Annotated in this window: 22 protein-coding genes; 12 read left to right on the top strand and 10 right to left on the bottom strand. The window is 63.7% G+C overall.

Annotated features, from left to right (window positions below; all coding sequences use genetic code 11):
• Positions 1-119: 119 nt before the first annotated feature.
• From G8E10_RS23615 to G8E10_RS23630, 4 genes are read left to right on the top strand one after another with little or no spacing between them, the layout of a single operon-like run.
• Entirely contained in the window at positions 120-587 is a 468-nt protein-coding gene (locus G8E10_RS23615) for a RidA family protein (RefSeq protein ID WP_132447389.1), read from the top strand.
• A 5-nt stretch (positions 588-592) separates the two neighbouring features.
• A complete protein-coding gene (locus tag G8E10_RS23620) occupies positions 593-1,348 on the top strand; it encodes a glycerophosphodiester phosphodiesterase (protein ID WP_167130927.1) in 756 nt (251 codons plus the stop codon).
• Between the two features lie 3 nt (positions 1,349-1,351).
• Positions 1,352-2,560, top strand: a complete 1,209-nt coding sequence (locus G8E10_RS23625; RefSeq protein ID WP_167130905.1) for a GNAT family N-acetyltransferase — start codon at positions 1,352-1,354, stop codon at positions 2,558-2,560.
• A gap of 19 nt (positions 2,561-2,579) precedes the next feature.
• Positions 2,580-3,002, top strand: coding sequence for an HIT family protein (locus tag G8E10_RS23630; protein ID WP_132447391.1), 423 nt, complete (start codon positions 2,580-2,582; stop codon positions 3,000-3,002).
• Positions 3,003-3,162: 160 nt separating this feature from the next.
• On the opposite strand, the gene G8E10_RS23635 is transcribed toward G8E10_RS23630, so the two are convergent.
• The 3 genes from G8E10_RS23635 to G8E10_RS23645 are packed head-to-tail and all read right to left on the bottom strand — an operon-like array spanning position 3,163 to position 5,250.
• A complete protein-coding gene (locus G8E10_RS23635; protein WP_167130906.1) occupies positions 3,163-4,167 on the bottom strand; it encodes a hypothetical protein in 1,005 nt (334 codons plus the stop codon).
• Positions 4,168-4,188: 21 nt separating this feature from the next.
• Positions 4,189-4,533 (bottom strand): AzlD domain-containing protein, encoded by a 345-nt coding sequence (locus G8E10_RS23640; RefSeq protein ID WP_110728547.1) that lies wholly within the window; start codon positions 4,531-4,533, stop codon positions 4,189-4,191.
• 30 nt (positions 4,534-4,563) lie between these two features.
• A complete protein-coding gene (locus tag G8E10_RS23645; RefSeq protein WP_132711000.1) occupies positions 4,564-5,250 on the bottom strand; it encodes an AzlC family ABC transporter permease in 687 nt (228 codons plus the stop codon).
• Positions 5,251-5,556: 306 nt separating this feature from the next.
• Here G8E10_RS23645 and G8E10_RS23650 point away from each other — a divergent pair, with 306 nt between their 5' ends.
• On the top strand, positions 5,557-6,762 hold the full coding sequence (locus G8E10_RS23650; protein ID WP_167130907.1) for an MFS transporter: 1,206 nt from the start codon (positions 5,557-5,559) through the stop codon (positions 6,760-6,762).
• A gap of 116 nt (positions 6,763-6,878) precedes the next feature.
• Positions 6,879-7,616: a class I SAM-dependent methyltransferase gene (locus tag G8E10_RS23655; RefSeq protein ID WP_167130908.1), complete on the top strand. Its 738-nt coding sequence runs from the start codon at positions 6,879-6,881 to the stop codon at positions 7,614-7,616.
• Between the two features lie 267 nt (positions 7,617-7,883).
• Here G8E10_RS23655 and clpA read toward each other — a convergent pair whose 3' ends face one another.
• From clpA to G8E10_RS23685, 6 genes are all read right to left on the bottom strand, one after another.
• Positions 7,884-10,400 (bottom strand): ATP-dependent Clp protease ATP-binding subunit ClpA, encoded by a 2,517-nt coding sequence (gene clpA / locus G8E10_RS23660; protein WP_132663131.1) that lies wholly within the window; start codon positions 10,398-10,400, stop codon positions 7,884-7,886.
• A gap of 9 nt (positions 10,401-10,409) precedes the next feature.
• Entirely contained in the window at positions 10,410-10,760 is a 351-nt protein-coding gene (gene clpS, locus G8E10_RS23665) for an ATP-dependent Clp protease adapter ClpS (protein WP_110799038.1), read from the bottom strand.
• 290 nt (positions 10,761-11,050) lie between these two features.
• Positions 11,051-11,434, bottom strand: coding sequence for a phasin family protein (locus tag G8E10_RS23670; RefSeq protein ID WP_167130909.1), 384 nt, complete (start codon positions 11,432-11,434; stop codon positions 11,051-11,053).
• 186 nt (positions 11,435-11,620) lie between these two features.
• Positions 11,621-11,824 carry a DUF3126 family protein gene (locus tag G8E10_RS23675; RefSeq protein WP_062473820.1) on the bottom strand — a complete coding sequence of 68 codons (204 nt, stop codon included), beginning with the start codon at positions 11,822-11,824 and terminating at the stop codon, positions 11,621-11,623.
• A 140-nt stretch (positions 11,825-11,964) separates the two neighbouring features.
• Positions 11,965-12,804: a serine O-acetyltransferase gene (gene cysE, locus G8E10_RS23680; RefSeq protein ID WP_110799040.1), complete on the bottom strand. Its 840-nt coding sequence runs from the start codon at positions 12,802-12,804 to the stop codon at positions 11,965-11,967.
• A gap of 83 nt (positions 12,805-12,887) precedes the next feature.
• Complete coding sequence (locus G8E10_RS23685; RefSeq protein ID WP_167130910.1) at positions 12,888-13,685, bottom strand: alpha/beta fold hydrolase; 798 nt, start codon at positions 13,683-13,685, stop codon at positions 12,888-12,890.
• Positions 13,686-13,887: 202 nt separating this feature from the next.
• On the opposite strand from G8E10_RS23685, the gene G8E10_RS23690 reads away from it, so the two are divergent.
• A complete protein-coding gene (locus tag G8E10_RS23690) occupies positions 13,888-14,133 on the top strand; it encodes a zinc-finger domain-containing protein (RefSeq protein ID WP_062473826.1) in 246 nt (81 codons plus the stop codon).
• A 75-nt stretch (positions 14,134-14,208) separates the two neighbouring features.
• Complete coding sequence (locus tag G8E10_RS23695) at positions 14,209-15,378, top strand: FAD-dependent monooxygenase (protein WP_132663128.1); 1,170 nt, start codon at positions 14,209-14,211, stop codon at positions 15,376-15,378.
• Here G8E10_RS23695 and G8E10_RS23700 read toward each other — a convergent pair.
• Positions 15,375-16,571 (bottom strand): cystathionine beta-lyase, encoded by a 1,197-nt coding sequence (locus G8E10_RS23700; RefSeq protein WP_132663127.1) that lies wholly within the window; start codon positions 16,569-16,571, stop codon positions 15,375-15,377. The genes G8E10_RS23695 and G8E10_RS23700 overlap by 4 nt on opposite strands.
• Before the next feature lie 397 nt (positions 16,572-16,968).
• On the opposite strand from G8E10_RS23700, the gene G8E10_RS23705 reads away from it, so the two are divergent.
• The 4 genes from G8E10_RS23705 to G8E10_RS23720 all read left to right on the top strand — a co-directional run bounded on the left by G8E10_RS23705 (position 16,969) and on the right by G8E10_RS23720 (position 21,269).
• Positions 16,969-17,997: an amino acid ABC transporter substrate-binding protein gene (locus tag G8E10_RS23705; protein ID WP_092934066.1), complete on the top strand. Its 1,029-nt coding sequence runs from the start codon at positions 16,969-16,971 to the stop codon at positions 17,995-17,997.
• Positions 17,998-18,115: 118 nt separating this feature from the next.
• Entirely contained in the window at positions 18,116-19,327 is a 1,212-nt protein-coding gene (locus G8E10_RS23710; RefSeq protein ID WP_132710443.1) for an amino acid ABC transporter permease, read from the top strand.
• A gap of 1 nt (position 19,328) precedes the next feature.
• Positions 19,329-20,483, top strand: coding sequence for an amino acid ABC transporter permease (locus G8E10_RS23715; protein WP_167130911.1), 1,155 nt, complete (start codon positions 19,329-19,331; stop codon positions 20,481-20,483).
• A gap of 15 nt (positions 20,484-20,498) precedes the next feature.
• Positions 20,499-21,269 carry an amino acid ABC transporter ATP-binding protein gene (locus G8E10_RS23720; protein WP_110728021.1) on the top strand — a complete coding sequence of 257 codons (771 nt, stop codon included), beginning with the start codon at positions 20,499-20,501 and terminating at the stop codon, positions 21,267-21,269.
• Positions 21,270-21,555: the final 286 nt, after the last annotated feature.

Genomic DNA, 21,555 nt, shown 5'->3' on the forward strand with positions numbered 1-21,555 from the left:
GCGCGATGCTATATTGAAGCATGCGTCGAAAGCGGGGCGGCGGATCGGTTTCCGCCGCAACGCACAATGAAGTGCATGACGCATTCCCCATGAGAATACAATATTGTCCGGAGACATCCATGTCCGCAGAAATCGAAGCCCGCATCGAACAGCTCGGCATCACCCTGCCGGTTGCCGCCGCCCCGGCCGCAAACTACGTCCCCTTCGTCATCAGCGGCCAGCACCTCTATATTTCCGGACAGCTGCCGATGGAAAACGGCAAGGTCGCCGTGCTCGGTCTCGTGGGCGCTGACGTTGATGTCACCGGCGCCCAGCGCGCCGCCGAACTCTGCGCCATCAACGTGCTGGCCCAGGCCAAGGCGGCGCTTGACGGCGATCTCGGCCGCATCCGCCGCATCGTCAAGCTGAACGGCTTCATCGCCTCGGCGCCGGGCTTCACCGACCAGCACCTCGTCATGAACGGCGCGTCAAACCTCATCGTCACCATCCTCGGCGAAGCCGGCGTCCACGCCCGCGCCGCCGTCGGCATGGCCGGCCTGCCCTTCAACGCCGCCGTCGAGATCGACGCCGTCATCGAGATCGCGTGACGAAGATGCCCGCACTTTCTCAGAATAAGGACACTTCTTTCCTAAAGGCCCAGCCGGTCGCCCATCGCGGCTACCACGACATGAACAATGCGATCTGGGAAAACACCATCTCCGCCTTCCAGCGCGCCATCGACCACGGCTACGCCATCGAATGCGACCTGCAATATACGGCGGACGGCGTGCCCGTGGTCTTCCACGATGACGACATGAAGCGCCTCTGCGGCGTCGAGGGCGACATCCGCGTGAAGACCGTCGGCGAACTCGGCCTGTTCTCCATCGGCAACACGTCCGACCGCATCCCCTCGCTCTCCCAGCTCCTGCGCCTCGTCAAGGGCCGCGTGCCCCTGGTGCTGGAGCTGAAGGGCCGCCAGGGCGACGACGAGGGCTTTGCCGATTCCGTGGTCGATATCCTCGAAAGCTATAGCGGCCCGGTCGCGCTGATGAGCTTCGACCACTGGCTGCTCAAGGACCTGAAGGCGCTCGAATCGCGCTTCCCCCTCGGCCTCACCGCCGAAGGCGCACGGCCGGAGGAGTTTGCGCTGCACGAGGAAGCCATGGCGCTCGGTCTCGATTTCATCTCCTACCACTATGGCCACCTGCCGAACCCCTTCATCTCGGCCCAGCGCGACCTCGGCCGCACCGTGATCACCTGGACAGTGCGCGACGAGGCGGCGGCGGACCACACCTTCCTGCATGCCGACCAGATGACCTTCGAGGGCTTCGAACCGCGGCCGCGTTCAACCGGGGATCTGGTGGCCTGACGCATGGCAGACGAAGTCAGCATCCGCATCGAGACGTCGTTCAGGGACATCGACAAGGCCGCCTGGGATCGCCTCATCGGCACGTCGAAGGGCTCGAGCACCCCTGAGGTGCCCTTCAACCCCTTCGTCTCCCACGCCTATCTCTCGGCGCTCGAGGACTCCGGCTCGGCCACGGCCGAGACCGGCTGGCTCGGCCAGCATCTGCTGATGGAAGATGGCAACGGCGCGCTGGCCGGCGCGCTCGTCTGCTACCTGAAGAACCACAGCCAAGGCGAGTACGTCTTCGACCACGGCTGGGCCGATGCGCTGGAGCGGGCAGGCGGGCGCTATTACCCGAAACTCCAAAGCTCCGTGCCCTTCACCCCGGCCACAGGCCCGCGCCTGCTGGCGGCGTCCGAGCCCTTCTCAGCCGAAGCCGTGCACATGGCGCTGGCGGCGGGCCTGACGGAGCTTGCCAAGCGCCACAAGGTCTCCTCCGCCCACGTCACCTTCGTGCCCGAAGCGGAAGTTCCGACCTTCGAGGACGCCGACTTTCTCCATCGCACGGACCAGCAATTCCACTTCACCAATGACAACTATGCCAGCCACGACGATTTCCTGGAGACGCTCGCCTCCCGCAAGCGCAAGGCGCTGAAGAAGGAGCGCCGCGCGGCGCTCGAAAACGGCATCACAGTGGACTGGCTGACCGGCGCGGACTTGACCGAAGAGATCTGGGATCAGTTCTTCCGCTTCTACATGGACACCGGCAGCCGCAAATGGGGCCGCCCCTACCTCACCCGCGCCTTCTACTCGCTGATATCAGAGCGCATGGCCGACGATATCCTCCTCGTCATGGCCAAGCGCGAGGGCCGCTACATCGCCGGCGCCATCAACTTCATCGGCGGCGATGCCCTCTACGGCCGCCACTGGGGTGCGATCGAGGATCACCCCTTCCTGCATTTCGAGGTCTGCTACCACCAGGCCATCGATTTCGCGATTTCCCGCGGCCTGAAGCGCGTCGAAGCCGGCGCGCAAGGGGAGCACAAGCTCGCCCGCGGCTACCTCCCCGTCACCACCCACTCCGCCCACTACTTCACGCATCCCGGCCTGAAACACGCGGTTGCCGATTATCTCGAGCGCGAACGCCTCGACGTGGAAGCCATGGGCGACATCCTCACCGAGCACAGCCCCTTCCGGAAGGGCGAGCGGCAGGATGTGGAATCCGACACCTGATATTTACAAGGGACCTCTCATGACCCAGTACGACACCAACAACATCTTCGCAAAAATCCTGCGCGGCGAGATCCCCTCCCACACGGTCTACGAAGACGACGCCGTCATCGCCTTCATGGACGTCATGCCGCAGGCCGACGGCCACGCGCTCGTCGTGCCGAAATCCCCTTCGCGCAACCTGCTCGACGCCGACCCCGCCACCCTGCCCGCGCTGATCGCCGCCGTCCAAAAACTCGCCGTCGCCTCGAAAAAGGCCTTCGTGGCCGACGGCATCACCATCATGCAGTTCAACGAAGCCCCCGCCGGCCAGTCCGTCTTCCACCTCCACTTTCACATCATCCCCCGCCACGAAGGCCACCCCATGCGCGCCCATTCCGGCACCATGGAAGACGGCGACATCCTGAAGGCCAACGCCGAAAAACTTCGCGCCGCATTGGGATAAGGAAGCCGCGCACGCCACCCTGCCGTCATGCTCGGGCCTGTCCCGAGCATCTGCTGCACTGCCCGAGATCTGAAGGACCATGGTGTTCGCGGGGACGACAGCAGATCCTCGGCACAAGGCCTCGGGATGACGTCTCGCGAGGTCTGCGCGCGTTTCAGTCCTATCGAAACGCCGCCCGCATCAAAAACAGCGCCGCGCCGAGAATCAGCAGCGGCATCACCAAAATCTTCACGAGATAGGAAACCGCGATCGCGATCGAGGCCGTGAACAGGTCGGACGAGATTGCGATACCGTCGGTGATGACCTTGGTCTTGGACGCCACCCCCTCCGTCAGCGAGGTCACCAGCCCGGAGGCCGCCGAGACCGTGCCCGAGATCGCTGATTGCGACTGATCGACCGCCGAGCCGAGCCGCCCGAGGAAACTCGTATCCGGTGCGGCTTGCGGAACGGCGGGCACCTGCGTCTCCCGGAGCGCATCGATCTGCCCGACGGCTTCCGCGTCGTAATCCGCATTGATCCGGTCGAACACGACAGTCGCGCCCTGCCAGGCATCGTCCGTCATGCGCGCGCCCGCATGGAAGGCGACGGCATAGGACAGCGGCAGCACCACCGCCCCCAGCAGGCAGAGCGTCAGCACCGCATGCATCAGCCGCTCCGCAAAGCGCGGCAGCCGACGTCGCGTGAGGCTGACACATGCCCGCAGCAGCGACACGCCGGCAAGCCCGATGGCCGCCACCTTGGCGACCGGCAGGAACAGCGTCGAGAGCACACCCGAGACGATGGCGAGCCAGAAGAGTAGGTCGGCCATCCGGTCGATCGTGTTCGTCACCGGCTGCAGCAGCTGCCCCGGGCTCGCAGTCACCGAAGCCACCCCGACGCCGCCGGTCACATCCGCATCCTTCGCCACGCTCATCACCGAGTTCATCACCCGCAGCGTGCCGTAGAGCGCCGTGCTGCCGATGGTGACGTCGCGATTATACTGCGCCGCTCGGTCCGCCAGCGGATTGACGACGACGAGCAGCACGCCGAGTGCTGCCAGCGCCAGCCAGCGAAGGCAGAGCGCGGCGCGCCTCGGCCCCGAGGCCCGCCGCTGAAGCAGACTGCCATCGCCCGCATCCCGACGCGGCATCCTCCCGTCGATCATAGCTGAGGTATTTCTGGCCATAGGGCTCCCGCTCATCTCGTGTCAGAACCCGAGAAGATAGAGCCCTGCCCCCAGAAAGGCGATGGCCGCGGCGATGCCGATGGCCGGCACCTGCCGTCCGAGAAAGAAGGCGAGCGCGCCGACGGCGATCGACCCCACGCGCAGCCAGAGCGGCGAGCTTTCCAGAACGCCGGTGGGAAACACGATGAGCTTGGAAACGACGCCCGCCACCAGCGCGGTCGCCACGGCCCGCACCCAGTTGAGAACCTCGGAATCCTCCCGTAGCCGCCGCCCGGCGACGACGCCGAGCCAGCGCCAGATGTCGGTCGCGAGAAACCCGGCAATCGCGATGAACACGTAGCCCCAGGCATCCGGTTGCCAGTTCATGCCCATTCCCCCATCAAACCCGGGCCCCCATCAAACCCGTGCCTCCAGCCGCCGGCGCCGCAGCACGTCGAGCCCCCAGGCCAGTGTCCCCCCGACGATGCCGGAAAGCAGCAGGTCGAAATCCGGCGCAAACAGCGTGGCAAACGGCCCGAGCAGAAGGCCGACAACCAGCGCGATATGGATGACCGGATGCCGCCCGGAACTCCAGATGGAGGCGAGGAAATAGACCGGCGTCAGGAAGAAGAGACAACCGGCGACGATCGGCGGAAACTCCGCCACATACTGGTAGAGCACGCCGACGACGAGCATGTTGGCAAGCACGAGGGTCAAGCCGAGGCCCAGCACATAGGAGACCCGGTACACCCGCGGCACATGCTGCACGCGCTCCATCGCCATGACCCAGGCCGTCACGGCGATCAGGTGGGAGACGATCAGCAGCACCCAGGTGCGCGTTTTTTCCGCACGAATCTCCGGGATCAGCGCCGCCACCATCGGCATCAGCCGGATCGACGATAGCGTCACCGCCACGAAGGCCGCGAAAAGATTGGCCCCGGACTGGATCGAGCCCACGAGAATGAGCTTTGCCGGCAGCGCCCAGACGATCCCCGTCATGAACACCGCCTGATCGACGGGCACGCCCGACTGCTGCGCGAAGGCCGTGAATCCGACGAAGGAAATCAACAGGATCGCCGCCGGCAGGCTGAAAATGCCCTGCATGCCCTTGAGGAACCAGAACCCCGCCGTTCCCTCGCTACCATCATTCCTGAAGTAAGCCACGCCGCCCTTCCCGCACCCGCCCCGCCTTGTCGGCTGCAAACGGTGCCTGAACCTGTATACCGGACCAGATGGCGCGACGACGATCCCCCGTCAAGCCATTCCTACCACGCAGCGCTGGTCGTTGGAGCGAAGGCGATCACGGGGGCTGGGAACGCCCCCGAAATCCCCGATGACCTTGACAGCCGTCTGCCCCGGCCCGCACAAATCTGCCGACCTGCAACCTCCACCCCGCCCGAAAGGACACCGATGACAAGCCTGCGCGAGCGGATCCTTCTCTACGCCTGCCTGACCTCCCTCACCGCGCTCAGCATCGATGGCCTCCTGCCTGCTCTTCGCGGCATCGGCGCCGAAATGGCCGCAACGCCGCCGCTCTCCACCCAGTCCATCATCGCGCTGTTCATCTTCGGCATGGCCATCGGCGAGCTCTTCCTCGGGCCCCTGTCGGACGCCATCGGTCGTCGTAAGGCGCTCCTTCTGGGTCTCGGCCTCTACGCCGTGGGCACCCTCGTCGCCCTCCAGTCAACATCGCTTCCCATGCTGGTGCTCGGCCGCATCCTTCAGGGCATCGGCGTGGCCGGCCCGAAGATCGCCACGCGCGCGATGATCCGCGACCAGTTCGAGGGCGATGCCATGGCCCGCATTCTTTCATTCATGTTCACGCTCTTCATCCTCGTGCCCATGCTGGCGCCGCTTCTGGCGCAAGGCCTGATGATGCTGGCCGGCTGGCGCGCCATCTTCGCAGCCTACCTCGCCATCGCGCTCCTCCTCGGCATCTGGTTCGTCAATCGCCAACCCGAAACGCTGCCCCCGGCCCGCCGCATTCCCCTCCGCCCGAAAAGCCTCCTGGCGAACGCCGCCCGTATCCTCGCATCCCCTCGCGTGACACGCCTCACCCTCGCAACCGGCCTCGTCTTCGGCGCGCAGCTTCTCTATCTCGCGACCGCCGCCGATCTCTTCTTCGACATTTACGGCATCGCCGAGACCTTTCCGCTCTACTTCGCGCTCCTTGCCGTAGGCGTCGGCCTCGCCTCCTTCGTCAATGCGCGATGCGTCTCCCGCTATGGCATGGAGGCGATGGCCCGCGCCGGCTATGCCGGCCTCATCGCAGCCGGACTGGCGCTGCTGGCGGCATCCGCCGTCTGGTCCGGCAGGCCACCGCTCGCTCTCTTCTTGCTGTCCGCCTTCCCCGCCTTCTTCGCCATCGGCATCCTCTTCGGCAATCTCAACGCTATGGCCATGCGCTCGCTCGGCAACATGGCCGGCCTCGGCGCCTCCCTCATCGCCTCCGGCTCCAGCCTCGTCGCCACCCTGTTTGCAACGCTCTTCGGCCGCTTCTACGATGGAACCCTCTTCACCCTCGCAACAGCCCTCGCCCTCGCCGGCATCGTCGCTTTCGTGCTGACCGAGTGGGCGAGGAAGGGTGACGCAGGGGTGATCGAGGCGGTTCGGTAGAAAGCCCGGAGAAAACGAAGGCATAGCCATTCGCGTCCACCACAGGCATGCTGGCGTCACCCCCTGTGGGACAGGGACGAACACCTCGAGCGCGCCGAGCGCCGCCGGAGAAGACCATGGCCCAGAATATCTACGACAACCCCGCCTTCTTCAGCGGCTACAGCCAGCTGCCCCGGCAGGTGAAGGGGCTGGACGGCGCCCCAGAATGGCCCGCCATCCGCGCCATGCTTCCGACGCTGAAGGACAAGACCATTGCCGATCTCGGCTGCGGTTTCGGCTGGGCGGCGCGCTGGATGCGCGCGCAGGGCGCAGCCGAAATCCACGGATACGATCTCTCGGAGAACATGATCGACAGGGCCCGGGCCGATACGGCGGACCCGGCGATCGCCTACCACATCGCGGACCTAGAGACACTGGACCTGCCGCAAGCCCGCTTCGATCTCGTCTACAGCGCCCTGGCCTTCCACTATGTCGAGGACTTCCGCAGGCTCGTGGCGACGATCGGGCATTCGCTGGTCGATGGCGGAGACCTGATCTTCACCATCGAGCATCCCATCTTCATGGCAGCCCGGCACCCCCACTGGATCGCCGACAAAGACGGCCGCAAGACCTGGCCGGTCAACGGCTATTCCATCGAAGGCGAGCGTCGCACCGACTGGTTTGCCAAAGGCGTCCGCAAATACCACCGCACCCTGGCAACGACGCTCAACACGCTCCTTGACGCCGGTTTCGCGATGCGCCGGATCGCCGAATTTGCACCCACGCCAAACCAGATCGCCGCCACGCCGGAGCTTGCCGAGGAGCTGGAACGCCCCATGATGCTCATCGTCTCCGCCCGCAAGACGGGTGCGTGAGAAGGGTTTCCGGTTCGCCAAGCGATCAGCCGAAAACCATACGAGGAGCATCTGCCGCCGACGTCCGAAAGACCCGACATCCGGGCAGAGCACGAACATCCCCGCCCGCGATCGTCATCCCCAGGCCTAGTGCCAAGGATCTGCCGATCCCAACAAAATCAATCCGTTGCAGACGACAGCGACAAGCCCGAACAGGACGAGAGAGCCTTCAACAAACAAAAATGCCGGGCACTGGGCCCGGCATCTCTCGTTCTCTATCGCCTGCGTTTACTTCCGCGGCACCTTCGGAACCGTCCGGCCCTTGCGGGGCGCGGCGTCGGTGCCGGTGTCCTTGGCCGAGGTCGCGTCCGTGTCGTCGGACTTCGCCTTCTTCGGCTTCGGCCCGGTGTCGGCACCCACCGTTTCCATCTCGGCGGCGGCCTTGGCGGCCTTGGTCGGCTTGCGGGGCTTCTGCTCCACCTCAGCCTTCGGCTTGATGCGGGCCGTCTCCGAGATCGTCTCGAGGATCAGCCCCTTCTTGCCGTCCGGCTTCAGACCGACGGTGACCTTGACGACGCCGCCCTTCTTGAGCTTGCCGAACAGGATCTCCTCGGCGAGCGGCTTCTTGATGTGCTCCTGGATCACGCGAGACAGCGGGCGGGCGCCCATCTTCTCGTCGTAGCCCTTGTCGGACAGCCAGGCGATCGCATCCTCATGCAGGTCGAACGTGACATTGCGTTCCGACAGCTGGGTTTCCAGCTGCATCACGAACTTCTGCACGACCTGATGGATGACCGGCGTCGGCAGCGAGCCGAACGGGATCACCGCATCCAGACGGTTGCGGAACTCGGGCGTGAACAGGCGGTTCAGCGCCTCCACATCCTCGCCCTCGCGCTTGGACGAGCCGAAGCCGAAGGCGGCCTTGGCCATGTCGGACGCGCCCGCATTGGTCGTCATGATCAGAATGACGTTGCGGAAGTCGATCTTCTTGCCGTTATGGTCCGTCAGCTGGCCATGATCCATGACCTGCAGCAGAATGTTGAACAGGTCCGGATGCGCCTTCTCGATTTCGTCGAGCAGCAGAACCGAATGCGGATGCTGGTCGATGCCATCGGTCAGGAGACCGCCCTGGTCGAAGCCGACATAGCCGGGAGGTGCGCCGAGCAGTCGCGAGACCGTGTGGCGTTCCATATATTCCGACATGTCGAAGCGCAGCAGTTCGACGCCGAGTGAGACGGCCAACTGCTTGGCCACCTCCGTCTTGCCCACGCCGGTCGGGCCGGAGAAGACGTAGGAGCCGATCGGCTTGTTCGGCTCGCGCAGGCCTGCCCGCGCCAGCTTGATGGCAGACGACAGCGCCTCGATCGCGAGATCCTGACCGTAGACGACCGAGCGCAGTTCCTTTTCGAGGTTGGCGAGAACGGTCTCATCGTCCTTCGAAACGGTCTTGGGCGGAATGCGGGCCATCGTCGCGATGGTCGCCTCGATTTCCTTCTCGGTGATCAGCTTGCGGCGCTTGTTCAGCGGCAGCAGCATCTGGGCCGCACCGGTCTCGTCGATCACGTCGATCGCCTTGTCCGGCAGCTTGCGGTCGTTGATGTAGCGGGCCGACAGCTCGACGGCGGACTTGATGGCCTCGTTCGAGTATTTCAGCTTGTGATAGTCCTCGAAGTAGGGCTTCAGGCCCTTCATGATCTCGATCGTGTCGTCGATGGTCGGTTCGACGACGTCGATCTTCTGGAAGCGGCGTACCAGCGCCCGGTCCTTCTCGAAGAACTGACGATATTCCTTGTAGGTGGTCGAGCCGATGCAGCGAATCGCGCCCGAGGACAGCGCCGGCTTCAGAAGGTTCGACGCATCCATAGCACCGCCAGACGTCGCACCCGCACCGATAACGGTGTGAATCTCGTCGATGAACAGCACGGCGCCCGGATACTCCTCAAGCTCCTTGACGACCTGCTTCAAACGCTCCTCAAAGTCGCCGCGATAGCGGGTACCGGCGAGCAGCGTGCCCATGTCGAGCGAGAAGATTGTGGCGTCCTGCAACGCTTCCGGCACCTTCTTTTCGACGATACGCTTGGCTAGGCCTTCGGCGATCGCCGTCTTGCCCACGCCCGGATCGCCCACATAGAGCGGGTTGTTCTTGGAACGACGGCACAGGACCTGGATCGTGCGATTGACCTCGGTGTGACGGCCGATCAGCGGGTCGATCTTGCCGATCTTGGCCTTCTCGTTGAGATTGACGCAATAGGCCGTCAAGGCATCCTGCGGCTTCTTGGGGCCGCCCTCTTCCTGGTCGCGCGACGCCTTCGGCGCCTCGTCGGTATCCTCGGCGCCGCGCGGCGTGCGCGTTTCCGAAGCGCCCGGCCGCTTGCCGATGCCGTGGCTAATGAAGTTGACAGCGTCGTAGCGCGTCATCTCCTGCTCCTGCAGGAAATAGGCCGCATGGCTTTCACGCTCGGCGAAGATGGCGACGAGCACGTTCGCGCCCGTCACTTCCTCGCGGCCGGACGACTGCACATGAATGACGGCGCGCTGAATGACGCGCTGGAAGCCGGCGGTCGGCTTCGAGTCCTCGTCATACCCGGTGATCAGGTTGCCGAGTTCGTTGTCGACATAGTCCGACACCGTCTTGCGCAAGGCATCCAGGTTGACGTTGCAGGCGCCCATGACGGCAGCCGCATCGCCGTCGTCGATCAGCGCCAGCAGCAGGTGTTCGAGTGTCGCATATTCGTGGTGGCGCTCGTTGGCCAGCGTGAGAGCCTGGTGCAGCGCCTTTTCAAGGCTTGTTGAAAATGTTGGCACGTCGGATCCTCATTTCTTTTCCATGACGCATTGCAGCGGGTGCTGATGCTGGCGGGCGAAATCCATCACCTGCGTCACTTTGGTTTCGGCGACTTCGTAGGTAAAGACGCCGCATTCCCCGACGCCGTGATTGTGGACACTCAGCATGATCAGTGTCGCCGCCTCGGTATCCTTCTGGAAGAAACGCTCCAGCACGTGGATCACGAACTCCATCGGCGTGTAGTCATCGTTCAGAAGCAGCACGCGGTACAGGCTCGGCTTCTTGGTCTGTGTCTTCGTCCTAGACATGACCGAGGTGCCGCGATTGGAATCACCATTCCCATCGCCACTCTTGGCCATCCGGATCGGCAGAGCGATCATTCGTCTTCATTCCCTCGTGGGGTCGCAAAGCTTGGGAGCCCATTGCGACCATTCCATGACACATCAGATAGTGTGTCTCGCAGCGATTTTAAGCCCGTTCCATTCCACTGCAACGATATTCGAACCGCGCCCTCAAGTTTGATGTCTTTTGTCGTCTTCGCCCGGAAAGCGGAGCCGTAAAAGCATGGTCCAGGCACATATGGGGACGATCCGGACACAAAAAAGCCGGCCGCGGCACCCCGCAGCCGGCTTTCGTCATTTCGAAGGGCACGAGCCCTGTATGGCGCCGATCAGGCGGCGGCGGACTTTGCGGCCGAAGCAGCGGCTTTCGTTGCCGTCTGCATGGCGTTCGCGGCCTGCGCCATCGGTGCTTCGTAGGGCTTGTAGCTGTCCTTGGCGAGATCCGTATACATGCCGCCGAGCTTGGTGGCTTCGGAGACGTAGCCCTCATAGGACGACGTCAGGAAGGAGGTCTGCAGTTCGACGGCCGCTTCGATGCTGCGCACGCCGGTCAGCTTCTGCATATGCGCCACGCTGTCCTCGAAGCTCTTCTTGGAATACTCCGCCGCTTCCATGGCAATCGCCTGAAAGCCCTTGGTCATGGCAGCATAGCTGTTGGTCATGATTTCCATGGCGTCTTTTCCGGCAAAACCGGCATTCGAGAAGTTGAACATGCGCATTCCTCCTGATGTCTTTGATCGCAATAGCTTAGGTGCAGTGCACAATAAAGTCAAGTTTCGGCAGTGCAGTGCACCATCTCGTGATTCACGAAGCCTCGTCGTGCGGACACGAAAAAGCCCGGCGGGCAGTGGCCGGCCGGGCTGAAATGTCATTGGGATGCGAACGTTGAGGCGAAAACCTCAGAGATCGATGTCAAGGATCGCCATGGAGAAGCTGAAGGACAGTTCTCCGTCTTCCTCGTCGCGAAACACCACGCCTAGAAACTCGTCTCCGAGATAGACCTCGGCCGACTCGTCCTTCTTGGGACGAGCCTTGACGACGATCTGCGGGTTGAAAATGCGCTTGAAGTAGGCTTCGAGTTTTTTGATGTCTTCAGGCTTCAAGTCGTGTCTCCTAGCAGTTTTAGAGTGCGGCGCTTCTCTCATAAAGCCGCAAGGGGTGTAAACCCTGCATCAACGGCGATTGCAGCCGCTACACACAAGCTGTGCAGGGAGCGCAGGTTCCCAAAAAAAAGCGTCAGGCCTCAGATCTCGAAGCTTTGCAGTACCTGATCCATCGAGCGCGACGGCTCCGAGCAGCCGGCCTCGCCCACCACCCGCGCCGGCACGCCGGCAACGGTCACCTTCGGCGGAACCGGCTTCAGCACCACAGAACCCGCCGCCACACGCGAACATTGGCCGACATGGATATTGCCGAGGATCTTGGCGCCCGCGCCGATCAGCACGCCATTGCCGATCTTCGGATGCCGGTCGCTGCCCTCCTTGCCGGTGCCGCCCAGCGTCACCCCGTGCAGGATCGAGACATTGTCGCCGATCACGGCCGTTTCGCCGACGACGAGGCCTGTGGCATGGTCGAGGAAGATCCCCTTGCCAATCCGCGCGCCGGGATTGATGTCGGTCTGGAACACCGAGGACGAGCGGCTTTGCAGGTAGAGCGCCAGATCGCGCCGTCCGCGCAGCAGCAGCCAATGGGCCAGCCGATGGGTCTGGATGGCGTGGAAACCCTTGAAATAGAGGATCACTTCCATGAAGCGGGTGCAGGCGGGATCGCGGTCGTAGACGGCCTGGATATCGACGCGCAGGATACCGGCCCATTCCGGCCAGTCCTCGGCCATCTCCAGAAAGGCCTGACGCACGAGGCTCGCATCGAGATCGGCATGGTCGAGGCGCTGCGCGATCCGGTGGATGACGCTGTCCTCCAGCGAACGCTGGTTGATGATCGTGGAATAAAGGAAGGCCGACAGCATCGGCTCGTGCGCCGACGCATGCAGCGCCTCGTCCTTCATGCTGTCCCAGATCGGGTCCATCGTCTTGACGGTCTCGTTCGAACGCATGTCCATGATCATGTCGGTCCTGGCGACCATGTCGCACTCCTTCGCGGCCGCACGTCTGCGGATCGGGTTTTCATGACAATAGGGCAGTTTCGCCCAAGTTTAAATGGGGGGCCTCAGCCTTCTTGGTTCTCGGCCTCATGCTCGCCAAGAAACGCCAGAACCGCCGCCTTGAACACCCGGTCGCCGACGGCGAGCATGTGGTCGCGGTTGGGAATGTCGATCGCGACCGCCCGCGGCATCAGATCGGCCAGCGCCTGGCCCGAGCCCGCGATGTCGTCCTTCGTTCCCACGCCGATCAGCGTCGGCACGTCGATCCGGCCCATCTCGGCTTCGGTCAGCAGTTCGCGCGATGTGGCGATGCAGGCAGCAAGGGCTTTCCTGTCGCTCTTCGTCTGGTCGGCGAACATGCGGAACATCCGCCCGCGCTCATGGCTGACGTCGTCGAGCGACGGCGCCAGCAGCGCGTCGGCGATCGGGTCCCAGTCGCCCACCCCCGTCACCATGCCGATCCCGAGGCCGCCCAGCACCAGCGTGCGCACCCGGTCGGGATGGGACAGCGCCAGAAACGCCGACACCCGCGCGCCCATCGAATAGCCCATCACATGCGCGGAGCCGAGCCCAAGATGCGTCAACAGGGCGACCGCATCGCCCGCCATGGCATCGGGATGGTAGAGGGCGGGATCGGTCGGCTTGCTGCTGGCCCCATGGCCGCGATTGTCGAGCGCGATCACCCGGTAGCCGGCATCGCCCAATGTCTTCAGCCAGCCGGGAAACACCCAGTTGACGCTCGCCGACGAGGCGAAGCCATGGATCAGCAGCACCGGCGCGCCGGCCGGATCTCCCGCATCGAAGAAAGCGATATCGAGCCCCTCATGGCGGAAGCTCGAAAAGGGTGGCGGTGACAGATCCATCTCGGCGGGTCCTGTGATATTGTCTTAACAGTTCCCTTTAAAGCCGAGTGCCTTGCGGAAAAACCCCGTGCCCTGCAAAAAACGCGGGCGAGTGCCGGCAATCGTCTACCTTTTTGCGCCGAACCGGCCTAATGTCCGCGCCGAAAGCGCCTGACCCTCCCCCGCGGCGGCGCGACAGACAGACGAGACAGTGGAGAACGACATGGCCGGGCACGGTATTCCTCATTTCCAGAACGATGGCGGTCACGCGGTGATCGAGGTCGGCGTCAAGGAATTCATGTGCACCGGCGCCTCCGTGCCCTACGATCATCCGCACATCTATCTCGACATGGGCGACGACAACGAGAAGGTCTGTTCCTACTGCTCGACCCTCTTCCGCTTCAACGGCGCGCTGAAGATGGATGAGACCCGCCCGACCGGTTGCCTGTTCCAGACCAAGGCGGCCTGACGGCCTCGCACCGTGACGAATCCGCCGCCCGGATCCGGCCCTTGCCGCACCATCACGGACCTGCCGCAAAAGCGTTTGCCTGGCACACGCGCACCCATCACCGTGGTCGGAGCCGGCATAGCCGGCCTCACCGCAGCCCTGTCACTCGCAGCCAAGGGCTTCGAGGTCGATATCGTCGAGCGGGCGGCAAACCTCGATGAGGTCGGCGCCGGCTTGCAGCTATCGCCGAACGCGACGCGCATTCTCGATGCTCTCGGCCTGACCGCAAGGCTGCAGCCCCATTGGGTGGAGCCATCGGAGATCCGCCTCGTCGATGGCCGCAGTCTCCGGACGATCGCGAAGGTTCCGGCCGGCGCCTTCGCCCGCACCCGCTGGCACGCGCCCTACGCCGTCATTGCGCGCTCCGCGCTCCAGGGCGCGCTGGCAGATGCCGTGCGCGCCCACCCGCTCTGCCGCCTGCATCTGGACACGGCCATTTGCGATGCAACGCCAGCGTCGCTCTCGGCCATCACGCGGCGCCTGCCGGGCCTCATCGTCGGTGCCGACGGCATCGGCTCCAAAGTCCGCCTCGCCGTTGCAGGCCACGGAAAGGCCCGCCTTTCCGGCAACATCGCCTGGCGGCTCACCCTGCCCCGCCACGCCGCGGTGTCGCCCTTCGATCCCACCGTCGTCACGGCCTATCTCGGCCGCCGCGCCCATCTCGTCGCCTATCCGATCGGCGCGTCCGGCGGTGTCAATCTTGTGGCCATCGGCAGCGGGATGACGCAGGCGGACACGAGCGAAGAGGCTTTCCGGGCGGCCATTGCGCAGCTTCTTTCGGGCTGGCACCCCGACATCCGGTCGGCACTCTCCAGGGCCGGAACGCTCGGTTCCTGGCCCTTGATCGAGGTCGAGGACGGTGCATGGCACGACGGCACGCGCATCCTCATCGGCGATGCCGCCCACGCCATGATGCCGTTTGCCGCCCAGGGCGCCGCCATGGCCATCGAGGATGCCTTCGAACTTGCAGACGCGATCGGAAAACACGGCGACCTCACCGCGTGTCTCGACGCCTTCGTCCAGACCCGCAAGGCGCGCGTCGCCCGCGTGCGCGCCCGCGGCGCCTTCAACCGCTTTGCCTACCACGCCTCCGGCCCCGTCCGTCTCGGCCGAAACCTTGTCCTGTCGTTGCGCACGCCGGAAAGACTGGCCGAGGATTTCGACTGGCTCTACGGCCATCGCCTCCCCGGCCAGAAGACGCCTTAAGCGCTGACCGCCGCCGCTGCCGCAAACCCGGCTTCCAGATCCCGCCGCAGATCCGGCACGTCCTCGAGCCCGATTTGCAGCCGGATGACCGGCCCCTCCGCCGGCTGCTTGCAGATCGTCCGGTCCGACAGCCCGACAACGAGCGCGAGGCTCTCATACCCGCCCCAGGAATAGCCGAGCCCGAAGATCGAGAGCGCATCGAGAAACGCATGCGCCCGCGCCTTTACCTGCGCCTGCTCGGAGACCTTGAGCACGAAGGAGAAGATCCCGCTCGCGCCCGTGAAATCCCGCTTCCAGATGTCGTGGCCCGGAAAACGCGGCAGCGCCGGATGCAGCACCCGCTCCACGTCCTCGTGCTCTTCCAGCCAGCGGGCGAGATTGAGCGCGCTTTCCTGATGCCGCTCCAGCCGCACGCCCATGGTCCGCAGGCCGCGCAGGATCTGATAGCTGTCATCCGGCGAGCCGCAGATGCCGAGCGTGATCGTCGCCTCGTGCAGCTGTTCCCAGTGCTTGGCATTGGCCGAAACCGTGCCCATCAGAATGTCGGAATGCCCGCTAGGATACTTCGTCGCCGCATGGATCGAGATATCGACGCCATGATCGAGCGGCTTGAAATAGAGCGGCGTCGCCCAGGTATTGTCCATGGTCACGACGCAGCCATGCCTGTGCGCCACGCCCGAGATTGCCGAGATGTCCTGCATCTCGAACGTGTTGGAGCCCGGCGCTTCGGTATGCACCAGCCGGGTGTTCGGCCGGATCAGCGCCTCGATGCCGGCGCCGATGGCGGGATCGTAATATTCGACCGTCACGCCCATCCGCGTCAGCATCGTGTTGCAGAAATTCCGCGTCGGGAAATAGACGCTGTCGACGATCAGCGCGTGATCGCCGGAGGAGAGGAAGGCGAGAAACGGCACGGTGACGGCCGCAAGCCCGCTTGGCACGAGAATCGTGCCCGCCGACCCCTCCAGCGCGTCGATCGCCTCGCAGAGCGCATCCGTGGTGGGCGTACCGCGCGTGCCATAGGTGTACTTCTGCGCCCGCGTGTCCATCGTCCGCGCATCGGGAAACAGCACCGTGGAGGCCCGCACGATCGGCGGGTTGACGAAACCGTGATAGTCCGACGGCACGTTGCCCGTATGCGCAAGCCGCGTGTTCACACCCGCCGTCGCCAGAAAATCCCTCTTGTCGCTCATGTCTAGGTCCTTGTCCTCAAAGCAGCAACGCATGCCCCCGGGCGCCGTCCTGCCCACGGCAGCGCGTCGTCCTCAGGGGGTCTTTCGAGCTTCTTGTCGGTCCGCTTCGCGTCAAAGGTCAAGCCCGGATCGTCAGATCCAGCGAAGCCCGCGCCTAACGCTGCCTCATTTTTCGCCAGCACTTTGCACTCACCAGCAGGATAAGCGGATAAAATGAGCAGACCGTCCGATAATGTTGAAACGGCCTAGAATTTCGGCAACGTGACTTGACCCGTCAGACATTTACGAATGAGATAGACCCCACTCGCGCCAGGAGGGTGGCGGGGGCGTTTCTTCCGGCAAGCCGTCAAGGCATCCGGGATGAGGGCGACAGAAAACTTAAAAAAGGGTCTCAAGAATGGCAACAAGAATTCTCCCGATCGTGATCGGCGCCGCTGTCCTGGGTTTCGGTGCCCATGCAGCTTCCGCCGGCACGCTCGATGACGTGAAGGCCAAGGGCTTCGTGCAGTGCGGCGTGAACGGTTCCAACCTCGCGGGCTTCGGTGCCCAGGACTCTTCCGGCAACTGGACCGGCCTCGACGCCGACCTCTGCAAGGGCGTTGCCGCTGCCGTTTTCGGCGATGCGACCAAGGTCAAGTTCACCCCCCTATCCGCCAAGGACCGCTTCCCGGCGCTGCAGTCGGGCGAAATCGACATGCTCGCCCGCAACACGACCTGGAGCGCCAGCCGCGACAGCCAGCTCGGCTTCGACTTCCGCGCGGTCAACTATTATGACGGCCAGGGCTTCATGGTGAAGAAGGAACTCGGCGTGAAGTCGGCTCTGGAGCTCAACGGCGCCTCCGTCTGCGTCCAGTCGGGTACCACCACCGAGCTCAACCTCGCCGACTACTTCCGCGCCAACAAGATGGAATTCAAGCCCGTCGTGTTCGAAGCGCAGGACGAAGCCGACGCCGCCTACAATGCCGGCCGTTGCGACGTCTACACCACCGACCAGTCGGGCCTCTATTCGATCCGCCTGAAGATGGCGAACCCGGCTGATCACGTCGTTCTCCCGGAAATCATCTCCAAGGAGCCGCTCGGCCCCGCCGTTCGCCAGAACGATTCGAAGTGGTTCGACGTCGTGTCCTTCACGCATTACGCCACGATCACGGCGGAAGAGTTCGGCATCACCCAGGCCAACGTCGAAGAAATGAAGAAGTCGGAAAACCCCGACATCAAGCGTTTCCTCGGTGAAGAAGCCAACAGCACGCTCGGCGCCGATCTCGGCCTGCCCAAGGACTGGGCCGTCCAGGTCATCAAGGCCGTCGGCAACTACGGCGAACTGTTCGAACGCAATGTCGGCCAGGGCTCCCCGCTCAAGATCGAGCGTGGCCTGAACGCGCTGTGGAACAAGGGCGGACTGCAGTACGCACCGCCGATCCGTTGATCGACCGCTGATATCGAGGGGGCGGGCTCGGTCCCGTTGTGGCATGGCCCGCCCCTTCTTCAGACTTCAGAACGTCTTGAACACCCGGAAAAAAGGGTGACCGACAGGGGACAAGTGAATGGCTGCAAACGACGTCCGCACCGGGGGCGGCGCGCATCGACCGACGATGTCGCTTCTCTATAATCCGGCTTTCCGAAGCATTCTCTTCCAGATCGTGACCGTGGTCGTCGTCTTCGGCGCCATCTACTATGCCGCGACCAACGTCGTCGCCAACCTCGCACGCTCCGGCATGTCCAGCGGCTTCGGCTTCCTCAACAGCCGCGCCGGCTTCGACATCGGCCAGCAGCTGATCGCCTACTCACCCGATTCCACCTATTTCAGCGCGCTTCTCGTCGGCCTGCTCAATACCTTGCTCATCGCCTTCTGGGGCATCATCACGGCGACCATCGTCGGCCTGCTGATCGGCATCGGCCGTCTGTCGAAGAACTGGCTGATCGCCAAGCTCTGCACGATCTACGTCGAAGTCTTCCGCAACATCCCGCCGCTGCTCGTCATCTTCTTCTGGTATCTCGGCGTCCTCGCGCTCCTGCCGAACGTCCGCACCATCTTCCAGCATGTGAAGGACAATCCCGGCGCCTTCTTCTTCGTCAGCAATCGCGGCATCTACTTCCCGTCCCCCGTTCCCGGCGAAAGCTTCGTCTATGTCGCCGCCGCCTTCGTTCTCGGCATCCTCGCGGCCATCGCCTTCACCAAGTGGGCCACCGCTCACCAGCTGAAGACCGGCAAGCGGCCGCCTGTCCTGGCCGTCAATCTCGGCCTGATCGTCGCCTTGCCCCTCGTCGTCTTCCTCGTGCTCGGCAGCCCGATGACGCTCGATTATCCCGTGCCCGGCTCGTTCAACATGAGCGGCGGCATGGTCATCGGCCCGGAATTCCTGTCGCTCTACCTGGCACTGTCCTTCTACACGGCCTCCTTCATCGCTGAAATCGTGCGCGCCGGCATACGCGGCGTCGCGACCGGCCAGACGGAAGCCTCCTACGCGCTCGGCCTGCGCTCCGGCCTTGCCACCCGCCTCGTCGTGCTGCCGCAGGCCATGCGGATCATCATCCCGCCGCTGACCTCGCAGTATCTCAACCTCATCAAGAACTCGTCGCTGGCCGTCGCTGTCGGCTTCGCAGATCTCGTCGCCGTCGGCAACACGATCCTCAACCAGTCCGGCCGCTCGATCGAGATCATCTCCATTTGGATGCTGATCTACGTCTCGATCAGCCTGATCACGTCCGTCTTCATGAACTGGTTCAATGCCCGCATGGCACTGGTGGAGCGCTGATATGGCCCAGAACATCGCCTTCGTCCGCCATGATTTCATCGCGCCGGAAACCCCGCCCTCGACGGATTCGACCGTCGTCGGCTGGCTGCGCAAGAACCTGTTCGCGACGCCGACCGACAGCGTCCTCTCTCTGATCGGCATCTTCGCCGTCCTCTACTACCTGCCCGGCGCCCTCAACTGGCTCTTCATCCAGGCCGTATGGACCGGCGCCGATCGCACGGTCTGCACCACCGCGGCACAGGGCGGCATCCAGCCGGATGGCTGGAGCGGTGCCTGCTGGGCCTATGTCAACGATCGCTTCATCCAGTTCATGTTCGGCTCCTACCCGCGCGATCAGCTCTGGCGGCCTCTGCTGGTGCTGGCCATCGCCATCGCCATTCTCATCCCGTTCCTGATGCCGAAGGTCCCGCGCAAGGGGCTGAACACCATCCTGCTCCTCATCGTCCTGCCGATCATCGCCTATGTGCTGCTGCTCGGCGGGCGGTTCGGCCTCTCCTATGTCGAGACGTCGCTCTGGGGCGGGCTGATGGTCACGCTCATCTTGTCCTTCGTCGGCATCGCCGTCTCGCTGCCGCTCGGCATCGTGCTGGCGCTCGGGCGGCGGTCGGAAATGCCGATCGTCAAGACCGCCTGCGTCGTGTTCATCGAGTTCATCCGCGGCGTCCCGCTGATCACCGTCCTGTTCATGGCGAGCGTGCTCCTGCCGATGTTCCTGCCGCCGGGCACCAACTTCGACAAGTTCCTGCGCGCGCTCGTCGGCGTCTCCATCTTCGCCGCCGCCTACATGGCCGAAGTCATCCGCGGCGGCCTGCAGGCCATTCCGAAAGGGCAGTACGAAGCAGCCGACGCGCTCGGCCTCAACTACTTCCACAAGACGACCTTCATCATCCTGCCGCAGGCGATCAAGCTGGTCATTCCCGGCATCGTCAACACCTTCATCGGCCTGTTCAAGGATACCTCGCTCGTCACCATCATTTCGATGTACGATCTGCTCGGCATCGTGAAGGCCAGCTTCGGTGACAGCGGCTGGAGCACGCCGGTGACCCCCATGACGGGCCTCATCTTTGCCGGCTTCGTCTTCTGGATCTTCTGCTTCGGCATGTCACGCTATTCCGCCTTCGTCGAGCGTCGCCTCGATACCGGCCACAAACGATAACACGAGGGACTGACCATGGCTGAAGCCGCCCAGAAATTGACTGTTTCGTCCACCGACGTCGCCATCGAGATCGTCGGCATGAACAAGTGGTACGGGGATTTCCACGTGCTGCGCGATATCAACCTGAAGGTCATGCGCGGCGAGCGCATCGTCATCGCCGGCCCCTCGGGCTCCGGCAAATCGACGATGATCCGCTGCATCAACCGGCTGGAGGAACACCAGAAGGGCACCATCATCGTCGATGGCATCGAGCTCACCAACGATCTGAAGAAGATCGACGAGGTCCGCCGCGAAGTCGGCATGGTGTTCCAGCACTTCAACCTCTTCCCGCACCTGACGATTCTCGAAAACTGCACGCTCGCCCCCATCTGGGTCCGCAAGATGCCGAAGAAGCAGGCCGAGGAAATTGCGATGCACTATCTGCAGCGCGTGAAGATCCCCGAACAGGCCCACAAATACCCGGGCCAGCTCTCCGGCGGCCAGCAGCAGCGCGTCGCCATCGCCCGGGCGCTGTGCATGAAGCCGAAGATCCTGCTCTTCGACGAGCCGACCTCGGCTCTCGATCCGGAAATGGTCAAGGAAGTCCTCGACACCATGGTGAGCCTTGCCGAGGAAGGCATGACCATGCTCTGCGTCACCCACGAAATGGGCTTCGCCCGCCAGGTCGCCAACCGCGTCATCTTCATGGACCAGGGCCAGATCGTCGAGCAGAACGCGCCTGCCGAATTCTTCGACAACCCGCAGCACGAGCGCACCAAGCTCTTCCTCAGCCAGATCCTGCACTAGAGTTTGTCAGGGATAAGGGGAATCCGGTTATCCCGAAGAGACAAACGACAACAGAGGGATTGAGAGTCTGGCTGGTTCAGAATGAACCTGACAGACTCTAGAGCATTTCCAGCCGAAGCGGCGTCGCTTCGGCGTCGGAGAATGCTGCGAAAGCAAGAGGTGGTGCTGTTCCGGTGAACGCGTGTTAACCGAAACGGCATGAATCGCTTAGATCTCCCCACGGCGCGCAGCATTTTTCATCCTGCGCGCCCGTCACCCGCTTGAGCTTATCCGCCACATCCTTATG

Source organism: Ferranicluibacter rubi (genome assembly GCF_011603255.1).
GTDB classification, from domain to species: Bacteria; Pseudomonadota; Alphaproteobacteria; order Rhizobiales; family Rhizobiaceae; genus Ferranicluibacter; species Ferranicluibacter rubi.